This is a genomic window from Clostridium sp. MF28, from assembly GCF_002969175.1.
Classification (GTDB): domain Bacteria; phylum Bacillota; class Clostridia; order Clostridiales; family Clostridiaceae; genus Clostridium; species Clostridium beijerinckii.
The window spans coordinates 1,334,134-1,351,420 of the sequence record NZ_CP014331.1; the positions used below are offsets into that span (position 1 = coordinate 1,334,134).

The 17,287-nt window shown below is 28.8% G+C and carries 17 protein-coding genes; all 17 read right to left on the reverse strand.

Annotation, left to right across the window (positions count from 1 at the left end; all coding sequences use genetic code 11):
* Nucleotides 1-10: 10 nt before the first annotated feature.
* The 17 genes from AXY43_RS05920 to AXY43_RS06000 all read right to left on the reverse strand — a co-directional run bounded on the left by AXY43_RS05920 (nucleotide 11) and on the right by AXY43_RS06000 (nucleotide 17,223).
* A complete protein-coding gene (locus AXY43_RS05920; protein ID WP_181246068.1) occupies nucleotides 11-970 on the reverse strand; it encodes a ketopantoate reductase family protein in 960 nt (319 codons plus the stop codon).
* 353 nt (nucleotides 971-1,323) lie between these two features.
* Nucleotides 1,324-2,469, reverse strand: coding sequence for a glycoside hydrolase family 113 (locus tag AXY43_RS05925; protein WP_105411212.1), 1,146 nt, complete (start codon nucleotides 2,467-2,469; stop codon nucleotides 1,324-1,326).
* 168 nt (nucleotides 2,470-2,637) lie between these two features.
* Nucleotides 2,638-3,012: a hypothetical protein gene (locus AXY43_RS05930; RefSeq protein WP_077843577.1), complete on the reverse strand. Its 375-nt coding sequence runs from the start codon at nucleotides 3,010-3,012 to the stop codon at nucleotides 2,638-2,640.
* Nucleotides 3,013-3,035: 23 nt separating this feature from the next.
* Nucleotides 3,036-4,055: a nucleotidyltransferase domain-containing protein gene (locus AXY43_RS05935; RefSeq protein ID WP_077830543.1), complete on the reverse strand. Its 1,020-nt coding sequence runs from the start codon at nucleotides 4,053-4,055 to the stop codon at nucleotides 3,036-3,038.
* The gene (locus AXY43_RS05940; protein WP_105411213.1) at nucleotides 4,052-4,831 is read right to left on the reverse strand and encodes a nucleotidyltransferase domain-containing protein; all 780 of its coding nucleotides are present in this window, start codon (nucleotides 4,829-4,831) and stop codon (nucleotides 4,052-4,054) included. Before AXY43_RS05940 ends, AXY43_RS05935 begins: the two co-directional genes overlap by 4 nt.
* A gap of 21 nt (nucleotides 4,832-4,852) precedes the next feature.
* Complete coding sequence (locus tag AXY43_RS05945) at nucleotides 4,853-5,434, reverse strand: hypothetical protein (protein WP_105411214.1); 582 nt, start codon at nucleotides 5,432-5,434, stop codon at nucleotides 4,853-4,855.
* Between the two features lie 36 nt (nucleotides 5,435-5,470).
* Complete coding sequence (locus AXY43_RS05950; RefSeq protein WP_105411215.1) at nucleotides 5,471-6,694, reverse strand: RtcB family protein; 1,224 nt, start codon at nucleotides 6,692-6,694, stop codon at nucleotides 5,471-5,473.
* 67 nt (nucleotides 6,695-6,761) lie between these two features.
* The gene (locus AXY43_RS05955) at nucleotides 6,762-7,235 is read right to left on the reverse strand and encodes a barstar family protein (protein WP_105411216.1); all 474 of its coding nucleotides are present in this window, start codon (nucleotides 7,233-7,235) and stop codon (nucleotides 6,762-6,764) included.
* A gap of 181 nt (nucleotides 7,236-7,416) precedes the next feature.
* The gene (locus AXY43_RS05960) at nucleotides 7,417-8,877 is read right to left on the reverse strand and encodes a TROVE domain-containing protein (protein WP_105411217.1); all 1,461 of its coding nucleotides are present in this window, start codon (nucleotides 8,875-8,877) and stop codon (nucleotides 7,417-7,419) included.
* A 788-nt stretch (nucleotides 8,878-9,665) separates the two neighbouring features.
* On the reverse strand, nucleotides 9,666-10,679 hold the full coding sequence (locus AXY43_RS05965; RefSeq protein WP_105411218.1) for a WYL domain-containing protein: 1,014 nt from the start codon (nucleotides 10,677-10,679) through the stop codon (nucleotides 9,666-9,668).
* Nucleotides 10,663-11,967 (reverse strand): helix-turn-helix transcriptional regulator, encoded by a 1,305-nt coding sequence (locus AXY43_RS05970; protein WP_105411219.1) that lies wholly within the window; start codon nucleotides 11,965-11,967, stop codon nucleotides 10,663-10,665. Before AXY43_RS05970 ends, AXY43_RS05965 begins: the two co-directional genes overlap by 17 nt.
* A gap of 27 nt (nucleotides 11,968-11,994) precedes the next feature.
* Nucleotides 11,995-12,513, reverse strand: coding sequence for a GNAT family N-acetyltransferase (locus tag AXY43_RS05975; protein ID WP_105411220.1), 519 nt, complete (start codon nucleotides 12,511-12,513; stop codon nucleotides 11,995-11,997).
* A 199-nt stretch (nucleotides 12,514-12,712) separates the two neighbouring features.
* Nucleotides 12,713-13,804, reverse strand: a complete 1,092-nt coding sequence (locus tag AXY43_RS05980; RefSeq protein ID WP_105411221.1) for a leucine-rich repeat domain-containing protein — start codon at nucleotides 13,802-13,804, stop codon at nucleotides 12,713-12,715.
* A gap of 221 nt (nucleotides 13,805-14,025) precedes the next feature.
* Nucleotides 14,026-14,475 carry a flavodoxin family protein gene (locus tag AXY43_RS05985; RefSeq protein WP_105411222.1) on the reverse strand — a complete coding sequence of 150 codons (450 nt, stop codon included), beginning with the start codon at nucleotides 14,473-14,475 and terminating at the stop codon, nucleotides 14,026-14,028.
* Between the two features lie 265 nt (nucleotides 14,476-14,740).
* The gene (locus AXY43_RS05990) at nucleotides 14,741-16,003 is read right to left on the reverse strand and encodes a sensor histidine kinase (protein ID WP_105411223.1); all 1,263 of its coding nucleotides are present in this window, start codon (nucleotides 16,001-16,003) and stop codon (nucleotides 14,741-14,743) included.
* Nucleotides 15,996-16,676, reverse strand: coding sequence for a response regulator transcription factor (locus AXY43_RS05995; protein ID WP_105411224.1), 681 nt, complete (start codon nucleotides 16,674-16,676; stop codon nucleotides 15,996-15,998). Before AXY43_RS05995 ends, AXY43_RS05990 begins: the two co-directional genes overlap by 8 nt.
* Entirely contained in the window at nucleotides 16,669-17,223 is a 555-nt protein-coding gene (locus AXY43_RS06000) for a ubiquitin (protein WP_105411225.1), read from the reverse strand. Before AXY43_RS06000 ends, AXY43_RS05995 begins: the two co-directional genes overlap by 8 nt.
* Between the last annotated feature and the right edge of the window lie 64 nt (nucleotides 17,224-17,287).

The window sequence follows — 17,287 nt, forward strand, 5'->3', positions numbered from 1 at the left end:
ATATCTATCATTAATCGATGAATGTTTCTTTGTTACGATTTTTTTCTAAATGACTTTGGAGTTCATCCCAATTTGGTGTTGAAATATTTGATTTTTGCTTTAATATATTGAATGCATCACTCAACATGAACATCTCATTAACTGCTGACATAGCATGATCACTTATCGCTAGTCTTCCCATAGGTGTTATCATAGTAATTTTCAATAATAGATAGAACATATATGACTTCTTTCTAACAAAATTTTCTTCATTTTTAGGTAAAATGGAGTAACCAAGTGATTCTAATACTTTATATCCTTCATCAATTGCTTTAATAATTTGATTTAAAAGTTTTTTGCTTTTAGCAACTTTATGTAAATCTCCATCACATGCATATGAAGCATAACAAAGAGGCATAATTAGAGCAATATGACTTTTAAGCCACGAATCCATATCATCAAAATAAGTTAATTTATATTTTGTGTTTTTAAAAGCTCTATCTATAATGTTTTTCCATGATAAGTTACCATCTAATCCGCCTAACTCCATTTGTCCGATTATACGCACGCAAATAACTTTTCCTTTTTCACGTCTTCCGCCAGTACTTTGAAACCCAAAAGCAATATGTTTTTCATTACAGCTATTTTTTAGCATATAATTCTTAATTGCATGGGGATCTGCATTATTACCAACAAATATAATATTAGAACTTTGATTATTTGAAAGACACGGTAATATTGAATTTAAATGCGTATATTGCATTACCACAAATATTATTTCATACACTTCATTTGAAGGAAGAAAATCTATTACTTTTACTTTGTCAGTGGTAGTTTTACACTGTATATAATGGCGAATAACAAGTCCATTATTCTTCAATTCTTTAAAACGTTCGTTTCTAGCAAGTAATGTAACATCATTGCCTCCGCGTATCAATACATGAGCCAAATAACTTCCTAAAACACCTGCACCATAAACTAATATTTTCATGTAAATTCCCCCATTCATAATATATTAGCTTCTCACTATAGACGCCGCACTATTAAATCTTCAAATAACATTTAGCTATAACTAACATTACAGTAATCAAAAAATGATCCTTTTTCATTACATGCCATAGAAGCAAATTCTATAAACCTATTGCAATTATATTTCTATTATAGCATTTTTTAACAATATAATATTATTAGACTTCTAAATATTATACTTTCTGTTTTATTTGCCATTGTCTATACCTCTTGTTCAACATAAATTTTAATTGAATATATAGCAAAAAGTATCACATATCATATGATACGCGATACTTCAATTTACTATTTATTTTTATAACTGCACGGAATAATTCATTGTTCATTGCTATACCATTTTTTTATAACTTCTGTACTTTCTTGACTTGGATAATAATGTTTATCATTGCTTTGTTCACCCACTGCAAATATAGAAAATCCTAAAAACCAAGGTTCGTCTTGAAACTCTCTTCTATATGCTTCAAAGCAATTAGCTTGCTCAACGTTATTAATACCATTATTCTTATATGGATTCCAATTCCATGGCTCATATGATGCGTAATCAAATTTAGGAAAACCAAGTTCTCCAAAGAAAATAGGCTTATTCCATTTATCATAAAAGTTTTTTATTTCTTGTTTTATATTTTGATGTCTAACCTGTCCACCAAAATCTATCTGTGAATTTTCTATTGCGCTTGTAAGATTTTCAACTGTATTTGTAGGATTATTTGTAAGTTCGAAATAAGCTGCTATAGAAATAAAATCTACTTTTGAAAATAACTTATTATTTAACTTGTTATTATATGCAGTAATACTGTCAGGGGCCCATGAAGCAGTATCCCATTTATTTGTTCTGTATGTTACAAATCCTTTATAATCTGTTCTAACGTAATCTATAATATCACACCAATTGTTTTCTTCTGATTCCATGTTAACTAGATTACTTCCTATATTTAGGGCTGTTACATTATATGGTACTGCAATATCAGTTATCAATGTCTTTAATACATTAGTCTTCCAATTTAAAAAGAAAGCATTCATGTTATTAGGTTTCCATTCAGTTTCAGCCTTTGTCCCCTGCTCTATCCAAGGATATGGCTCTAATATTACATTTATATTTGCATTTGTATTCTTCAATTGTTTAATTAAATCAATTGCCTTTTCTTCACTTATTTTATCAACTATCATATTACTCGAAGAAATATTATCAATATCTATCATTACAGGTATATTTAAGGTATTCAATTGAAACTTATTTATATCATTTAGCACTTGTTCAGTATTATAGTCTGTTGATAAACTACCAGATTTAATCTTCTTCCCATCAATTGTCCATCCGATTTTAGAATTTGATGTTTGATCATTTGTAAGAGTTGCTGCTTGTACATTAGATGAAATAATAAAAAAACTGATGAAAATAATTGCTATAAAAATTATATTTTTCAGTTTGTCTACTGTTTTGCAATTGTTTATATATTTCATGTATTTATTTCTCCCCTAACTTTGTGCTTTTATAAGTTCTATTTAACATTCACCCTTGTAAATATATTCCTATTATAACACAATTTAAGGTAACACATCAGTCAATTCAAAAAACATTTTTATTTGTTATGTAAGCTTTACAGATCGCTCCACCATATGAAAATAATATCAAATCTTGCTCTCTCTTTTATTAATTTCATCTGTTATTAACAATTTTGAAATATACATTGCATTTATGATATTCTTAAGGCGAGTATGATGAGATGTACCTTCCTCAAATTTTAGTTTAGCTTTTTCACATTTGCTGATAATAGAAGCTACTGGTGGTAGTGCTTCCATTAATTCTTCTTTTGTATATTTATCCACAATATCTTCATCTATTATTAATGATTTTGAAATATATAGAGCTTTTAGCCTATTTTTAAGAAGAGTATGTTGTGAGGTGCCTTCTGCAAATTTTAGCTGCGCTTTTTCACAATTATTAATAGTTGACGATACAACTTTTAGTGCATCTACCAATTCTTCTCTTGTGTATTTTTCCATAGAATTTTACCTCCTAAACTAATCTACTTAATAATTTTTCTTGTACCATTATAATATCTCTCATACAAAGAAATCAATAATTCTTCAACTTGCCTCTCATCAGGTTCTTTAGGCAATGTAGTATTAACTGATGCTTCTTTAAAATTAAAATCATACAACTCGACTAACTTAAACAATTCATCATAACTATATTTGCCTTTTCTAATATCCATTAATAAATCATGTTCTTTCTCTCGATAAGTGTTGATTTCATGAGTTTTTAATATTTCTGTTCCCATAATTAGGAGCCTTATTAAGTGCATAGCATGTTTTAAAAGCTTCCCCTCATCTTTTTTTCTATTCCTATGATTAAGCTTATCATAATCGTGAACAATATTATTCATTTCTGAGTATATACTTTTAAAATCTCTTAAAGAATATTTATCTATATGAATGTCCATTAATATCTCTGTTTCTATTTCATTTTTATCAGATTTATCAATGTATAATTTTATGCTACCCTTTGGAAACTCTGTGTAATTAGATGAAAAATGATTCATTTGATTATTTATTGTATTAAGTATATGTTTCTCCTTTTCTTCCTTCGGATACTCATCCCTTGCCAAGGCATTTTGCAGTCTTCTTAATTGTGCAGTAGCATAATTACCAAAAGTGTGTATCACTCTTTTTGATAAGAACAACCCTCTATTTTTACGTAATGCCTCCCCATATTTATTCATATATATAATATGCTCATCCTTAGTACCTAATAATTCAAGAATATTAGGATTTCCCTTTAATGCTAATGAAACAAATTTCCTAAGTCCATATATAACAGTATCAGTTGCTGTATCTTCAAATTGTTCAAAACTTTGAAATCCATATATATTTTCTTTTCTTTCAATTGTAATTCCTCGTAAATCTACATCACTATTATCTATATTAGTACCATATCCAATTGACCCTGAAAGTGTTAAGTATATTATGTTTTCTCCTAAGTTTTCATTTGAATGTATAAATTTATATTCCTCTTTATTTAAAATTTCCTTTGTTACTTTATTCATTCTATATCACCACTATATTCTTTAATAGCCTTATGGAAAAATTCATTTAGGATACTAGAATCTCTTTCTTTTTCAGTTTTAATATTTTTTGCATAACTATAATAATATTCTAGCTTGTCTCTTAAGAATTCCATTAATTCTGTAGGTTGTTTTATCGTGTCTGACTCTATCCTATCAGCTTTGATAGTAACAAGTTCTTCTATTATCGTCTTGACTTTGTCATCCATTTTAACTTCTTTCATCATTGCTTGTAAATTCATAGGTGGAATTGTATTGAAATTCTCTATCCACATACATGATAAAATTGGCCTAATAACATAAAAAAGCTTTTTGATGTTAACATTATTTAGGCCTTCCAATCCCTCAAAGCTTTTCTTTGCAATATTTATATAATGGTATGTGACTGATATTGGTGAAAAGTACTTTTCTGCCACCTGTCTTAATTCTTTTACAAGCTCTTGATTTTGCCTGTAGGTAATTGGCGATGATAGCCATTCTAATAAAGATGCATTTGACCTGTACATTAGTTTTAAAGCTTTTCGAAGATCCCATCCATTAACATCTAGCACCTCATCTACAGGTATTTCAATAATATCAGGACCTTCAAATACACTTAAATACCATTCAACTGGATGTACATAGATAAATCTCACATCAAAATCACTATCCTTAGATTCAAATCCCCAGCCTCGACTTCCTGACTCTATTGCATATAGTATTTTTACATTATTTTTTTCTTCTATATCTCTTAATTGAGCTTGTATTATTTTCTCCATAAATCTAGTTTCGCCCCTTCCTCATTTGGGATATAAAAAAGTCTTATTATATCCCAATACATTTCTATAAAATTTGTATCCCACATACTTTTTAAATTTAATTCCTTTATAATAGCAACCCCAGTAACTTCCCATACGTGCATAACCCAAAGCAATAAAACTTTCATTTTCATTAACAAATTCAGCTATTTGCTCTTTAGAAATTTTTGTAATATTATCATTGATGCATTCAATTATCTCCATCACATATTCATCACAAAGCTTTACAATATATGGAATAACCCACTTAGGAATTTCGTTGAATGAAAAAATTGATTCAATGTGCTTTTGTCTTATAAATCCATTATCATTTCTGGAATAAATACAATGCAAAATAATTTGCTCAGTTTCTGTTAATTCTTTTACAACATCATCTAATAATTCTTTATTATAAAAACGATATGGAATTTGAAGCTTTTCTCCGTCTAAACTGATATCTGCAAAGCAATTTTGTAGTATAGGAAAACAATTATAATAGGGTTCTTTTGATTCGATTATATTTAATACATTCTTTACATATTTCTCTAAATATTCAGGAAAACCTGAAACAAATTTATCTAACAATCACATCACCTACTCAATATATTAATTTTCGCTTTCCTAACCCTGAGCTTTAAAATTATAAATTGGTTTGATTATTTCAATAATATCAACAGTCTCAGAAATATTTTCAAGTATTTCTTCCTTAGGCTTATACACCATTGGAGCTTCATCAATTGTCGCTTCTGTAACTGAAGTTGTAAAAATTCCTTCCATTGAAGCCTTAAATTCTTCCAAATTGACTTTTTCCTTAGCTTTAGTCCTGCTCATAATACGGCCTGCCCCATGTGGTGCTGAGTAATTCCAATCTGGATTACCTTTCCCTATTGCAATTATGCTTCCATCTCTCATATTAAGGGGAATTAATACTTTTTCTCCTTCATAGGCTGAAATACTTCCTTTTCTAATTATATTGTCTTTGAAATTTATATAATTATGAGTAGTAGAAAATGCTTCAAATTCATCAAAGCCTTTTCCAAACATCTTTTTCAAAATTATATCTGCCATTGTGTTTCTATTTAAGACAGCATATTCTTGGCAGATATTCATATCATGTAGATAATCCTTCCTATAATCTCCACTTAAAAAGCACAACTCTTTTGGGTAGCTTGGCATTAAGTCATTATATAGTGCTTCTAAATCTTTTAAAGCTTTCTGGATTTCTTTTCTACGCCCATCAGCTTTATATTCACTAATTATTTTTTCTCTTTTAACAAAGTAATCACCTTTACCACTGCATAAATCTATTGCAAGATTTTGATAAATGCTAGCCACTTGTGTTCCTAAATTTCTACTTCCCGAGTGAATCACAAGATACTTTATGCCATTAGCACTTTCATTTATTTCAATAAAGTGATTTCCTCCACCTAAAGTGCCGATACTTCTTTCAATTCTTTTAGTATTTTTCAAGCTTCTATAACATTTTAAATTCTGCAATTCTGGGAATCTAACTACTCTTCCTTCATGGACATTCATTCCTGATGGAATATATTTATGGATAATCTCATCTAGCTTTTCTAAATCAACATCTACTATTCCTAAATTTACAGTTAACATCCCGCATCCAATATCAACTCCTACAATATTAGGAATGACTTTATCACCCAAATCAGCTGTAAATCCAATAACACAGCTTGCCCCTTTATGTGTATCAGGCATTATTCTAACCTTACAGCCCTCTACAAAAGGCTGATTACATAATTCTTTTAATTGTTCAATTGCTTCTATTTCTATATTATCTGTAAATACTTTTGCAGTATTATATTTTCCTCTAACTTCTAACATGAATTATCTTTAGTGATGTGCAACCCAACAAATGTCCACTCACTAAATATTCACTTCCTTTCAAAATTTATTCTAACTTTAAATCTACTATCCATCCTAAACGTGCTCTATTTGTAACACTTTTAATTGTTTCTACTATTTCATCAAACATAGTCATTTCTCCATTTTCGGCTTTTTCAATCATGTACTTTGATATATTTAACATATCGTAAAAAAAGCATTCATCTTCTTTTGCATCTTTTCTACCACCTTCATGCAATTCCTTCAGTTCATTGACTAATCCTTTTTCACAATTAATTCTCTCTATTTCATAATATTCTCTAAGCATATTGCAATCTAATTTTTCTTTTGACAAATTAGATTCCTTCCAAATAATTTCGCATGGTGCTTCTAATCCAAATCCGCCAAAAAGACAATCATCAAATTGCATTAAGTCTCTTCCAAAATATCCATTAGGTGCATTTACCGCTTTAGCAAATTCATTAAAAAATGAATCTAAATCATATATATTTTTGCCTTCAAGAACATAAATATTTTTCATAGGAATTACCCATCCTTAAATCCAAAATTTAAATAAGGGGAGAAAAACTATTTAAGTATTTAGTTCTCTACCACCTGAGCTACTTATAATCTTTCCAAATTATAAGACCGGGTTCGAACCGGTGACATCTATCGTTAACATCGAAGTAACTTAAATATACACTTCCCCTTACTATTTTTGTCTATATAATTGATTCTAATTTTTCCTTAAAATAATACTCTTCAATCTTGTCCTTTATATTGCTAAGACCGTTTTCTACATTTGGTATGAATTCTAGTATTTTTTCATTCCATCCTGCAATTATATTTACTTTGTCTCCTTTAAATTGCTGTGTACCATAACCTAAAAGGTCAATTGCATGTACCCAGACATTAGGATTTACTTGCTTTCTATATTGATTTATCAAATCTTGGCATACTCTAGCATATCCATAATTTATTTCGTTGTCTGATAGAATTATTATTCTATCAACATAAATTTTATTATCTAACAAATGATATATTGGCAATGAAAGATTTGTCCCTCCGCCTGTAACACTTATAGAATTTGCATTAGCTATAATTCCATTTGTAGCTGCAAAAGGAGTTATTTTAAATCTTGTATCAAAAGTACTTGTTATAGCTTCATCACAAATGCTATTTGCAATCGCCATAAGAACAGTACCTATTTCAGCACAAGTAGTATCACTTTTTCTACTTAGCGTACTTCTCATAGAACCTGATACATCAGTAGATATAAAAGTCTTACCGCTTAATCTACCTATATTTTTTGTAGACAATCTAATTGCATTTTCCAATACATCATAAATTTTTGATGTTCCAAGGCCTTCATTTGATAGTACATTAAATGCTGAATAATATCTAAAAGGTAGCTGCTTGCTATTTTTAACTCTATTCTCATTTTCTAAAATTTCATATACCTTTTCTATATTATCTGGTTCAGCTTTAATAATGTTTCTCAAATTACGAAGTATAGCCATATAACCAAGCTTATTGCTATCAATTAATTTTTCCCAAGTATTCTTGTTATTGCCCTCACTTGAAAGCATTGTTTCCCATGTAAATGGTGTTTCTAGGTTATCCTCAAGTAATCTCTTAAACATATCGCTTTGCTTACCTGTACTTGGTCTTGGATGAACTAAATTTACTATGTCCTTAAGTTTAATCTCCTTTGCTCTATTGTATTTTGCAAGAGAATACTCATCAAATCTTATGAAAGAATCACCTAAACCTTTCTTCAGTGAATTTGGAATTGGTTTACCATATACATTTAAGTAATAACTTAAAATTTCCGCCATATCATCTACTCTTTCAACTATTTCACTTAAAACTCTTCTAACATACTTCTTTCCCTGCACATCATGAGCAAGCTCTGCAGCCATAACATGAGATATACTTCTTAAATGAATTTCTTTTCTAGCATATATGGCCAAATTTGCTACAAATTTCGGATCTATCTTAATAACATTTCTTAAATCGTTAACTATTTCTAAAGAATTATCTCCATAAAACTTTCCTTCATTAAAGAAACTTGTTAAAACTTCAGTTATTAATTTTTCCTTCAGTTCCATTTTAAAAGCCACATGGCCTTCCTTATTTACTGTATTTACTGTTGTGTTTCTAAAAAAATTAAATTTTGACATTTTAATTTGCTCCTTTCAATGATGAAGTTATATTTTTCAGATGACTTATGGAGTTGCACCATACTAATACTCTTATCATCATGTTAAATCAATTTTAATTAAATTGATTATATCCTTTGCGTCCTACTTGTGAAGAAAAAATTTAAAACAATAAGGGAGAAAACCTAAAAGTGTTCATTGCTTTTATTGCAATTATCTTTACTCCGAAGTAACACCTTCATGCACTTCCCTTAATTTAATATGGAGAAAAAAGCTATTTAAGTATTCTGGTGGTGTGTTATCCCTTCTACTATACATATTAAAATATGCAATTGGATTCGAACCAATATTACCACCCCTAAAACGAAGTAACTTAAATATACACTGCCATATTTTTTCATCAATACAACAATTTAATAAGGAGAAAAGTTATTTAAGTATAATCTATTAGTGCTCTACCTGCTGAGCTACTCACAACTTTTTTAAGAATTATGAGACTAGAATCGAACCAGTGACACCTATATTTAAAACGAAGTAACTTAAATATTCACTTCCTTATTGCTTTGCCCTCTCGACTACAATACTTATTATATTATTTCTATAATTTTCTTACAGACAAAAACTTTGCATCTTTTGAATTATAATCCATTAGTACCAATAAAATGTTAAACGCCTGTCTCAATAAAAATAATCTAAATACACTTAAGTAGCATATATACTGAAAAGCAAAAGAGCCCGAAGTTTTTTAACTTCCAGCTCTATTTCTTGATTATATATAATTAAGATAACTTATTTATATTTTCCATACCTTAAGTTGTTTCATACATAAATGCTCTTTTAATCTTATCAATAATAATCTCTCTAACCCTATTAGGCGCCTTTACTTTAACATATGGACCTAAGGACATTATTTTCCTTATAACCTCATCTTCTTCAAAGGTATAATAATAAATATCTATTTCATATTTATTTTTTGAAATGGTTCTAGAATTTCTTTCAAATGAAGAAAAACTCATAAAACACCTTTCCATAGCTCCCCTGATATCTTCAAGTTCAATTGTAATTGGAACTTCTGAGTATTTCTTTTCCTTTAATTTCTTGAGAACATCTTTTCTTTTTATATTCGAATCTACATTATTGGCTATTTTAACTTCCTTTAAGGTATGTAAATTAACCAATATAGATCGTTTCTCATCTAAAGAATATAGGGATGCTCTAAATTTATTATCTTTTAATGAATACTCAATTCTAATTGGAATTGCTAATTGGTTATTATATTCATTGCCATTTTTATCTACATTAGAATATAATATAGGCTTCTCATTAATTATTCCTTCTAAAATAGTATAGAAATCCTTACTTAATTTTTCTAAATCAATATCAAAGCCATTTTGTACTTTATTTGTAAGTTCTATTATTTGATTACTTCCCTTTTCTTTCATATCTGTCAAAGCTGTTTCTAATTTTTTTAAGGTTTCTTTTCCAAGTAAAGCTTGTACTACTGGTTCCTTAATCATTCCATTAACCCAGGATTTTTCTAGCTTTGAAAATCTCACTTTAAGAGGTATATTATCTTCACTATTTAAAATACTATAATATTTTCCTTCTCTTTCTTCTAAAAAATTGAAATTATCTTCTTTACCATATTGATTTAAAATCATCCCTTCAAAAGTTTTAAAGTCTTTTCCTATTACTTTTTCATCGTACTCCTCTTCTTCAATAAGCCTTATAATTTCATCTTTATAAAGTCCATTCTTTGCTAGATTTAAAATTCTAAACACTAAATGAAAATATTTATTTTTATATTCATGAAATAACTCCATAATTATTTAGCATATCCTCCCAATCCTTTTTTATTTTCTTATGAAGATATCTAGGTGAAATAACCTTTAAATAGCCACCATATTTTCTAATCCACGGAATCATTTCACAAGAATCATTTACTATCTTTTTAAATAAATATTTAGTATCACTTATCTTCTCAAAAGTGCAATCCCCAAGCTCCCCTTTTATCTTTTCAACTATATAATATTCATTTAAAGAATCAATATTAACTTCAAATTCAACTTCTTCGTATGGAGTATCAGTGTTATGAGGCACACTTGAAAAACTTTTTTCCATAGCTAATTTATACTTTTCCTCATATTCCTCATAATTAAATCTTGTTTTTAAAACCTCAATATCATCTTTCCTATCAAGCCTAGCACTAATACATCTTCCAGTGCTAGTAAACGAAAAGACGTAGAACCTTCCACATTCAACATCGTATCTAAGCTTAAAAGGCCTAATCACTTCATTATCATACATCTTGACACGAGTGGTTTTGCAATCATTTTTAAATCTTATCTCATTCCTATTTTCAATTGCTCTCATAACTTTCAAAATCAATTCTTCTTCAATTACAGGATGAAAATGCAGGTTTTTATATTGAAAACAATTCTTATCCTTTGGTATTACATTTCGTTCAAATTCTAAATAATCTCTTAGTGTATCAAAAAAATAATGCCCACTTACATTAGGAAAAATAATATTTTTATATAAATCCACTATATTATAAAGCTTTAGAATTTCTTCATTATCAAGTTCTTTTAGTATATCCTCTGAAATGTAATACTCTTTAACTCGTCCATTTTTCTTAACTGATACGATTTCCATAGAATTTACTAATTCATTAAGCTTTCTTTCTATAGTTTTACTACTTATATTTTCATAATCAATCAATTCTTCACTTACCAGCTCATTTTCAATATCTGAAAAGGCCATTGGTTTATTTTTATAATTTAAAATTAAAAGCAAATAATAATATAAGATAATATCAGCTTTAGTAAAACTCTTGCTTAAATATGTATTGACTAAAAAGTTTTTCGTATTTGAAATATCATCATAGCTTAAACTTAAAAGTTTATTCTTACCATCTTTATCTATCTTAATAAAATCATTCTCTATATATTGTTTAATTCGGCGCATCTCATAACTAACTTTTCGTGAGCTCCCATGATTTTTACTTTCTAAGTCACCTTTTGAAAAACATCCGTATAAAAAAACGTCCCGAAGTATTGAACGTATTAAATCATAATGCTTAATAAAATCTGGAAAAATAGAAATCCCCACCTTTGCTTAATCAATCTCTAGTCAGCCCTATAATGATTTTTCAAAACACTTCAAATCTTCCCATATCACATTTTGAAAATGAAATTTTGTTGTACCTACATAAATATATCCAATCTTAGGATATAGCGTTGCCGCTGGGATATTGCCTTCATAAGTATCAAGGCGAATAACTTTATATCCTTGCTCTTTTGAGTATTTTTCAATGAATTCCATCATTATTTTTGCTTTACCTTTGCCACTTGCAGAAGGTCGAATACACAAAGTATGAATGACCATAATTTCGCTTGGTTTTGCCTTTGTAACCCACGAAATGTTGTCATATTCTTTGGGTTGAATACTATTAAGCACTACGCATCCATATACTCCTTCTTCGTCTTCACCAACAAACATTGTATTATTATCAATAGCACTCCTAGAATAATCAACTGTTGGATAAAGCCCCTTTTGCCAATTTGTATAAGACACTGTTTGTTCTTCATAATCCAAAATCTCATTATATATATTTTCTATTTCCAAAATATCATCTATAGTAGCAACCCTAACCATCGTCTTTCTCCTCCACAAATCACTATTTTTTCTTTCACTTATTATAACATATCTTGTAAATACCACACTTCGAAATTTTTAAATAGCATTTTATACCTTACCTCATAAATACTCTTTATGGCAAATAGAAATTTTGTTTATAAAAATAGAGTAACTTTAAGCCACTCTATAAAATTATTTATTTAATTATTGTTTATGACTAAACGCTTACTACAATCTTATTTTGATTTACACCAGATCTACGTAAAAGTTGTTTCATTGCTTCACTCTTTACATAAAAGTTGGTATTTTTACATCCACCAAATGCACTCATTCCTATTTGGGTTACACTGTTAGGAATTGTCATGCTTGTTAAGTTAGTGCAGCTTGCAAATATACTAGGTTCTATAGATGTCAAACCACTTGGAATGTTTGCACTTGTTAAGTTTGAACATCCGATAAATGCACTATTTACTATACTTGTTACACTGTCAGGAATTTTTATCTCTGTTAAGCCTGTACACCCTTCAAATGCCCTGTAATTTATAGTTTTTACACTATCAGGAATTTCTATGCTTGTTAGATTTGTACATTTACTGAACGCACTATTTCCTATAATTATTACACCACTCGGAATTGTATAATTTTTATCTACTTTTGCAGCCGGATAACATAGTATATTAGTTCCGTTTTTACTATATAACACTCCATCAACACTTTTATAACTTATATTATTATCATCTACAGATATATTTGCTAAGCTACTACAACCTATTAATGCTTTTTCCCCTATAGATTGAACGCTTGCTGGAATATTTAAGCTTGCCAAACTCGCACAGCCATAAAATGCAGAGTCTTCTATATTTGTCACACTATTAGGAATAATTATAGTTTTAATATTATTGTGTTTATAAAATGCCTTATTACCTATACCTGTTACTGCAACATTATCAATTTTATCAGGAATTACTACATTGCTGTCAGAACCTAGATATGCTACTATTTCACCTGATAATTTGCAAAAAGCCCATGCCCCATTTATTGTGACATTTGTAAATTGACCATCATCATTTAATCCAACTTTATCTCCAAAATCATTTGGCTTACCATGATCCATATAGCCTTGTGAATCAAAAAAATATAAATACCCATCTATTACTCTGAAACCATCAGCCCATGAGTTTCCTTCTGTATACCACCAGCCTTTTGCATCTTGTCTCCATTCTGCATTTGCTCCTATTGGATTTAATGCCAATACTGAAGCTGCTACTAATGTAGTAGCTAATACTTTTGTTAATTTTAACTTTTTCATATTTCTCTCCTATATCCCCTAAAACTTAATAAATATTTAATAATATATTAAATTTTACCATTCCTATAAATAATTGTCTATAAATCTCTTAATCCTTTATAATAAATATAATAATCCTACTCCCATTGTCGCACTTTAAAGCTTCATAAAAAAATACCACATTTTCTAAATGCGATATTTCAATCTGTTATTTATTTTTGCTCGTAAATAATGATAAAATATTATAAAGATATAAGTTTTTTAGCAAAATCTTTTGCATTTTGAAAATCCTTATCATTTGGCCTGCCTTTAGCGATTCCCCCAATTAATTTAAATGGTCCAAAAGTATCATAACCCTTGCATGCAAAGCTACCAACAACATTAAACCCTTTTTCTTTTAGCTTTTGTTCAACAAAATCATTATATTTGGTTTTACCCTGTCCACTCGTAGAAAAAACAAATACTTTTTTATTAGACAAAGTTGGTAACTTGTCAATTAGCTCAAGAATATTTTTATCTAACTTCCCATAATATATTCCAGAACCAAAACCTATTAGATCATATTCATTTAATGTATTTATCTTTAAATCCCTTGTTTCTATTATATCAGCATTTATAGATTCGCCCATTGCCTTTGCTATTTTTTCAGTATTACCATGATGTATAGATGAATAGATTAATAAAACTTTCATATTAATATCCTCCCCAAAATATACTATAAACCAATTATAACATATTTTGTAAATATTCAATTGTTCTATTTTCATATATATATTGCAATTCACAATGCACATTTCACAATTACGGCTAAAATTCTTGCAATATTTTTAGAATTATGATGAAGAATTATTTTGGCAACGTATATATTATAGTTAATAGTATTTTAATTTAAATATTATTATATAGATTTATTTTTAAAATATCTTCTTCTGTATTCTTCTTCACTTATACTTTCAGTTAAAAATTTATCGAGCTGCTAGGTAAGAATATTGTTATCCTAGTACCAATGCCTTTTCTGCTTAGTACAGAGAAATATCCTTTATGTCCATCAACAATCCATTTTGCTATAGATAATCCTAACCCAGTACCACCGTTCTTTCTAACTCTTGCTGTGTCAGCTCTAAAGAAACGCTCAAATATATGTGGTATGTCCTTTTCATCCATTCCTATACCATTATCCTGAATTGAAAAATAAGGTTCCCCTTTTTCATTTATTCCTGTTTTTAGCATTATAACTTCATTTTCTTCAGTATACTTAGCTGCATTTTCAATTAATATTCTAGCTGCCTGCTTAAGTAAACCAATATCACCATGAACTATTATTTCTTCTGAACTATAGTATTTATATATGTGTTTTTCATCTATCATCTTCGACTCTTCAAGTACTTCATTCATCATATCATTTAGTAAAAACTCTTTAGGGTTAATCTGTGTTTTACCATTAATCCCTCGAGCTAAAAATAACAGCTGTTCTACTAGATTTTTCATATTTTCAGATTCACTTTTAATGGCTTCAATAGACTCGTTTAATACACTTTCATCATTTTTTCCCCATCGATCCAGCATATTAGCATAACCTTGAATTACTGAAATTGGAGTTCTAAGTTCATGGGATGCATCAGAAACAAACCTTGCTTGTTGTTTATAAGAATCTCTCATTCTTTCCAAAAGATTATTTATTGCCTCCTCTAATCCATGAAGCTCACTATCCCCTGTATATATTCTTTCATCAGAGGTTACAGGGCTAATTTTAGAGATAGCCTCTTCAAGATTTTGGAACTTTTCTTCATCAAATGTCATATTACTAAGTCTGCTTGCAGTTTCAGCTATTTCATCAAGGGGTTTTAGCGCCCTTCTAATTTTCATTGTTCCAAAGATGATTTCTTTCAATAGGAATATTCCCTCTATAATAGCTATAGATTGAGCTACCCTTTGAATTATATATAAATAACTACTTGCATCTTTAATCATAGTTTTACCATTATCCAAAACTACTGTATATGTGGAACTTTCTATGGGAAAAAAGACAAATGTTCTTTTGGCATTTAACAAAAATTCTCCATAGAAATTAATTTCCAAATCAATGCACCAATATCCAATAAGAAAGAGTATTAAAAATATATCAATCCAAAGAAACTTTAAAAATAGCTTTCTTACAAAAATAGAATTCAATTTTATTGCAATAGATGTAACATTTTTTGATTTATTAATCTTATTCATCTTTAATAACGTATCCTACTCCACGTACTGTGGTTATTATCTTTGTTTTAAATGCATCATCTATTTTAGTTCTTAAAAATCTTATATAAACATCTATTACATTAGTTTCTCCAATATAATCATAGCCACATACTTTTTCCATTAGTATATCTCTAGTTAATACTATGTTCTTATTTTCCAATAAAATTTTTAGTAAAGTAAACTCTCTGTTTGTTAATTCTATTTCTGTATTATCATACATTACCTTATGTCTCATCTTATCTAGAGACAATAATCCGCAGCTTATTATGTCTGTATCTCTTTTTTCAATAACAGTTCTTCTTTTAAGCGCTGTTCTTATTCTTGCTAATAATTCTTCTATTGCAAAAGGCTTTGTTATATAATCATCTGCTCCTGCATCAAGTCCAGATACCTTATCCATAACAGCATCCCTTGCAGTAAGCATTATAACAGGCAAATCTGAATTTTTCCTAATTCTACGTAACACTTCTAATCCATTTATTTGCGGAATCATTATATCAAGAAGTACTAAATCTACTTCACCCTTCTCAGAAATTTCAAGGCCTAATCTTCCATTATCCGCTTTTAAGATTTCATATCCTTCATGTAACAATTCTAACTCTACAAATCTTGCAAGCTTCTCATCATCCTCAACAATTAAAATTTTAACCATTTTTAAATCCCCTCTTTAATTTACCTTTTACCTTTTTTACATTTTCTGATATTAACTTAAATACATGATTAATCTTCTTCACTTCTCTCCTTTTTCCTGATAGTGAAAACTCAAGATCAAAGAAAAGTCCTACTATATATAAGGGAATGACAGTACCAAAGGAGAATATTAATAAAAGTATAATCACTGTTACAGGAATCCTAAGAAATACCTTATTACCTTTCTGTATTTCAAAGAAAATATTATTACATATGTCTATTATTTTGCATACTTTTACAAAAATTCCTTCAAAGGTATTATCCTCTTTTGTATTACTATAATTATTCCCGTAATCCTTATTATTAGTTATCACGCCATTTTTATGATTTTCCTTATATTCATTAGTATAAAAGATATTAACAGAAGGCTTTTGAACTTTACCTATGTCTTCTAAATAAACAAACGCATCTAAAATGTCCCAGTTCGACTTTTCTAGCGCACTTTTGGCTTCTTCATAACTTATATTAGCTTCGTTTTTTAATTTTTCTACAAGCTTATAATCTTCCATAGTAACCCTCCATATCCATGGCTATCTGATAAATTATACCATTTAATCTAATGCTTTTATATAC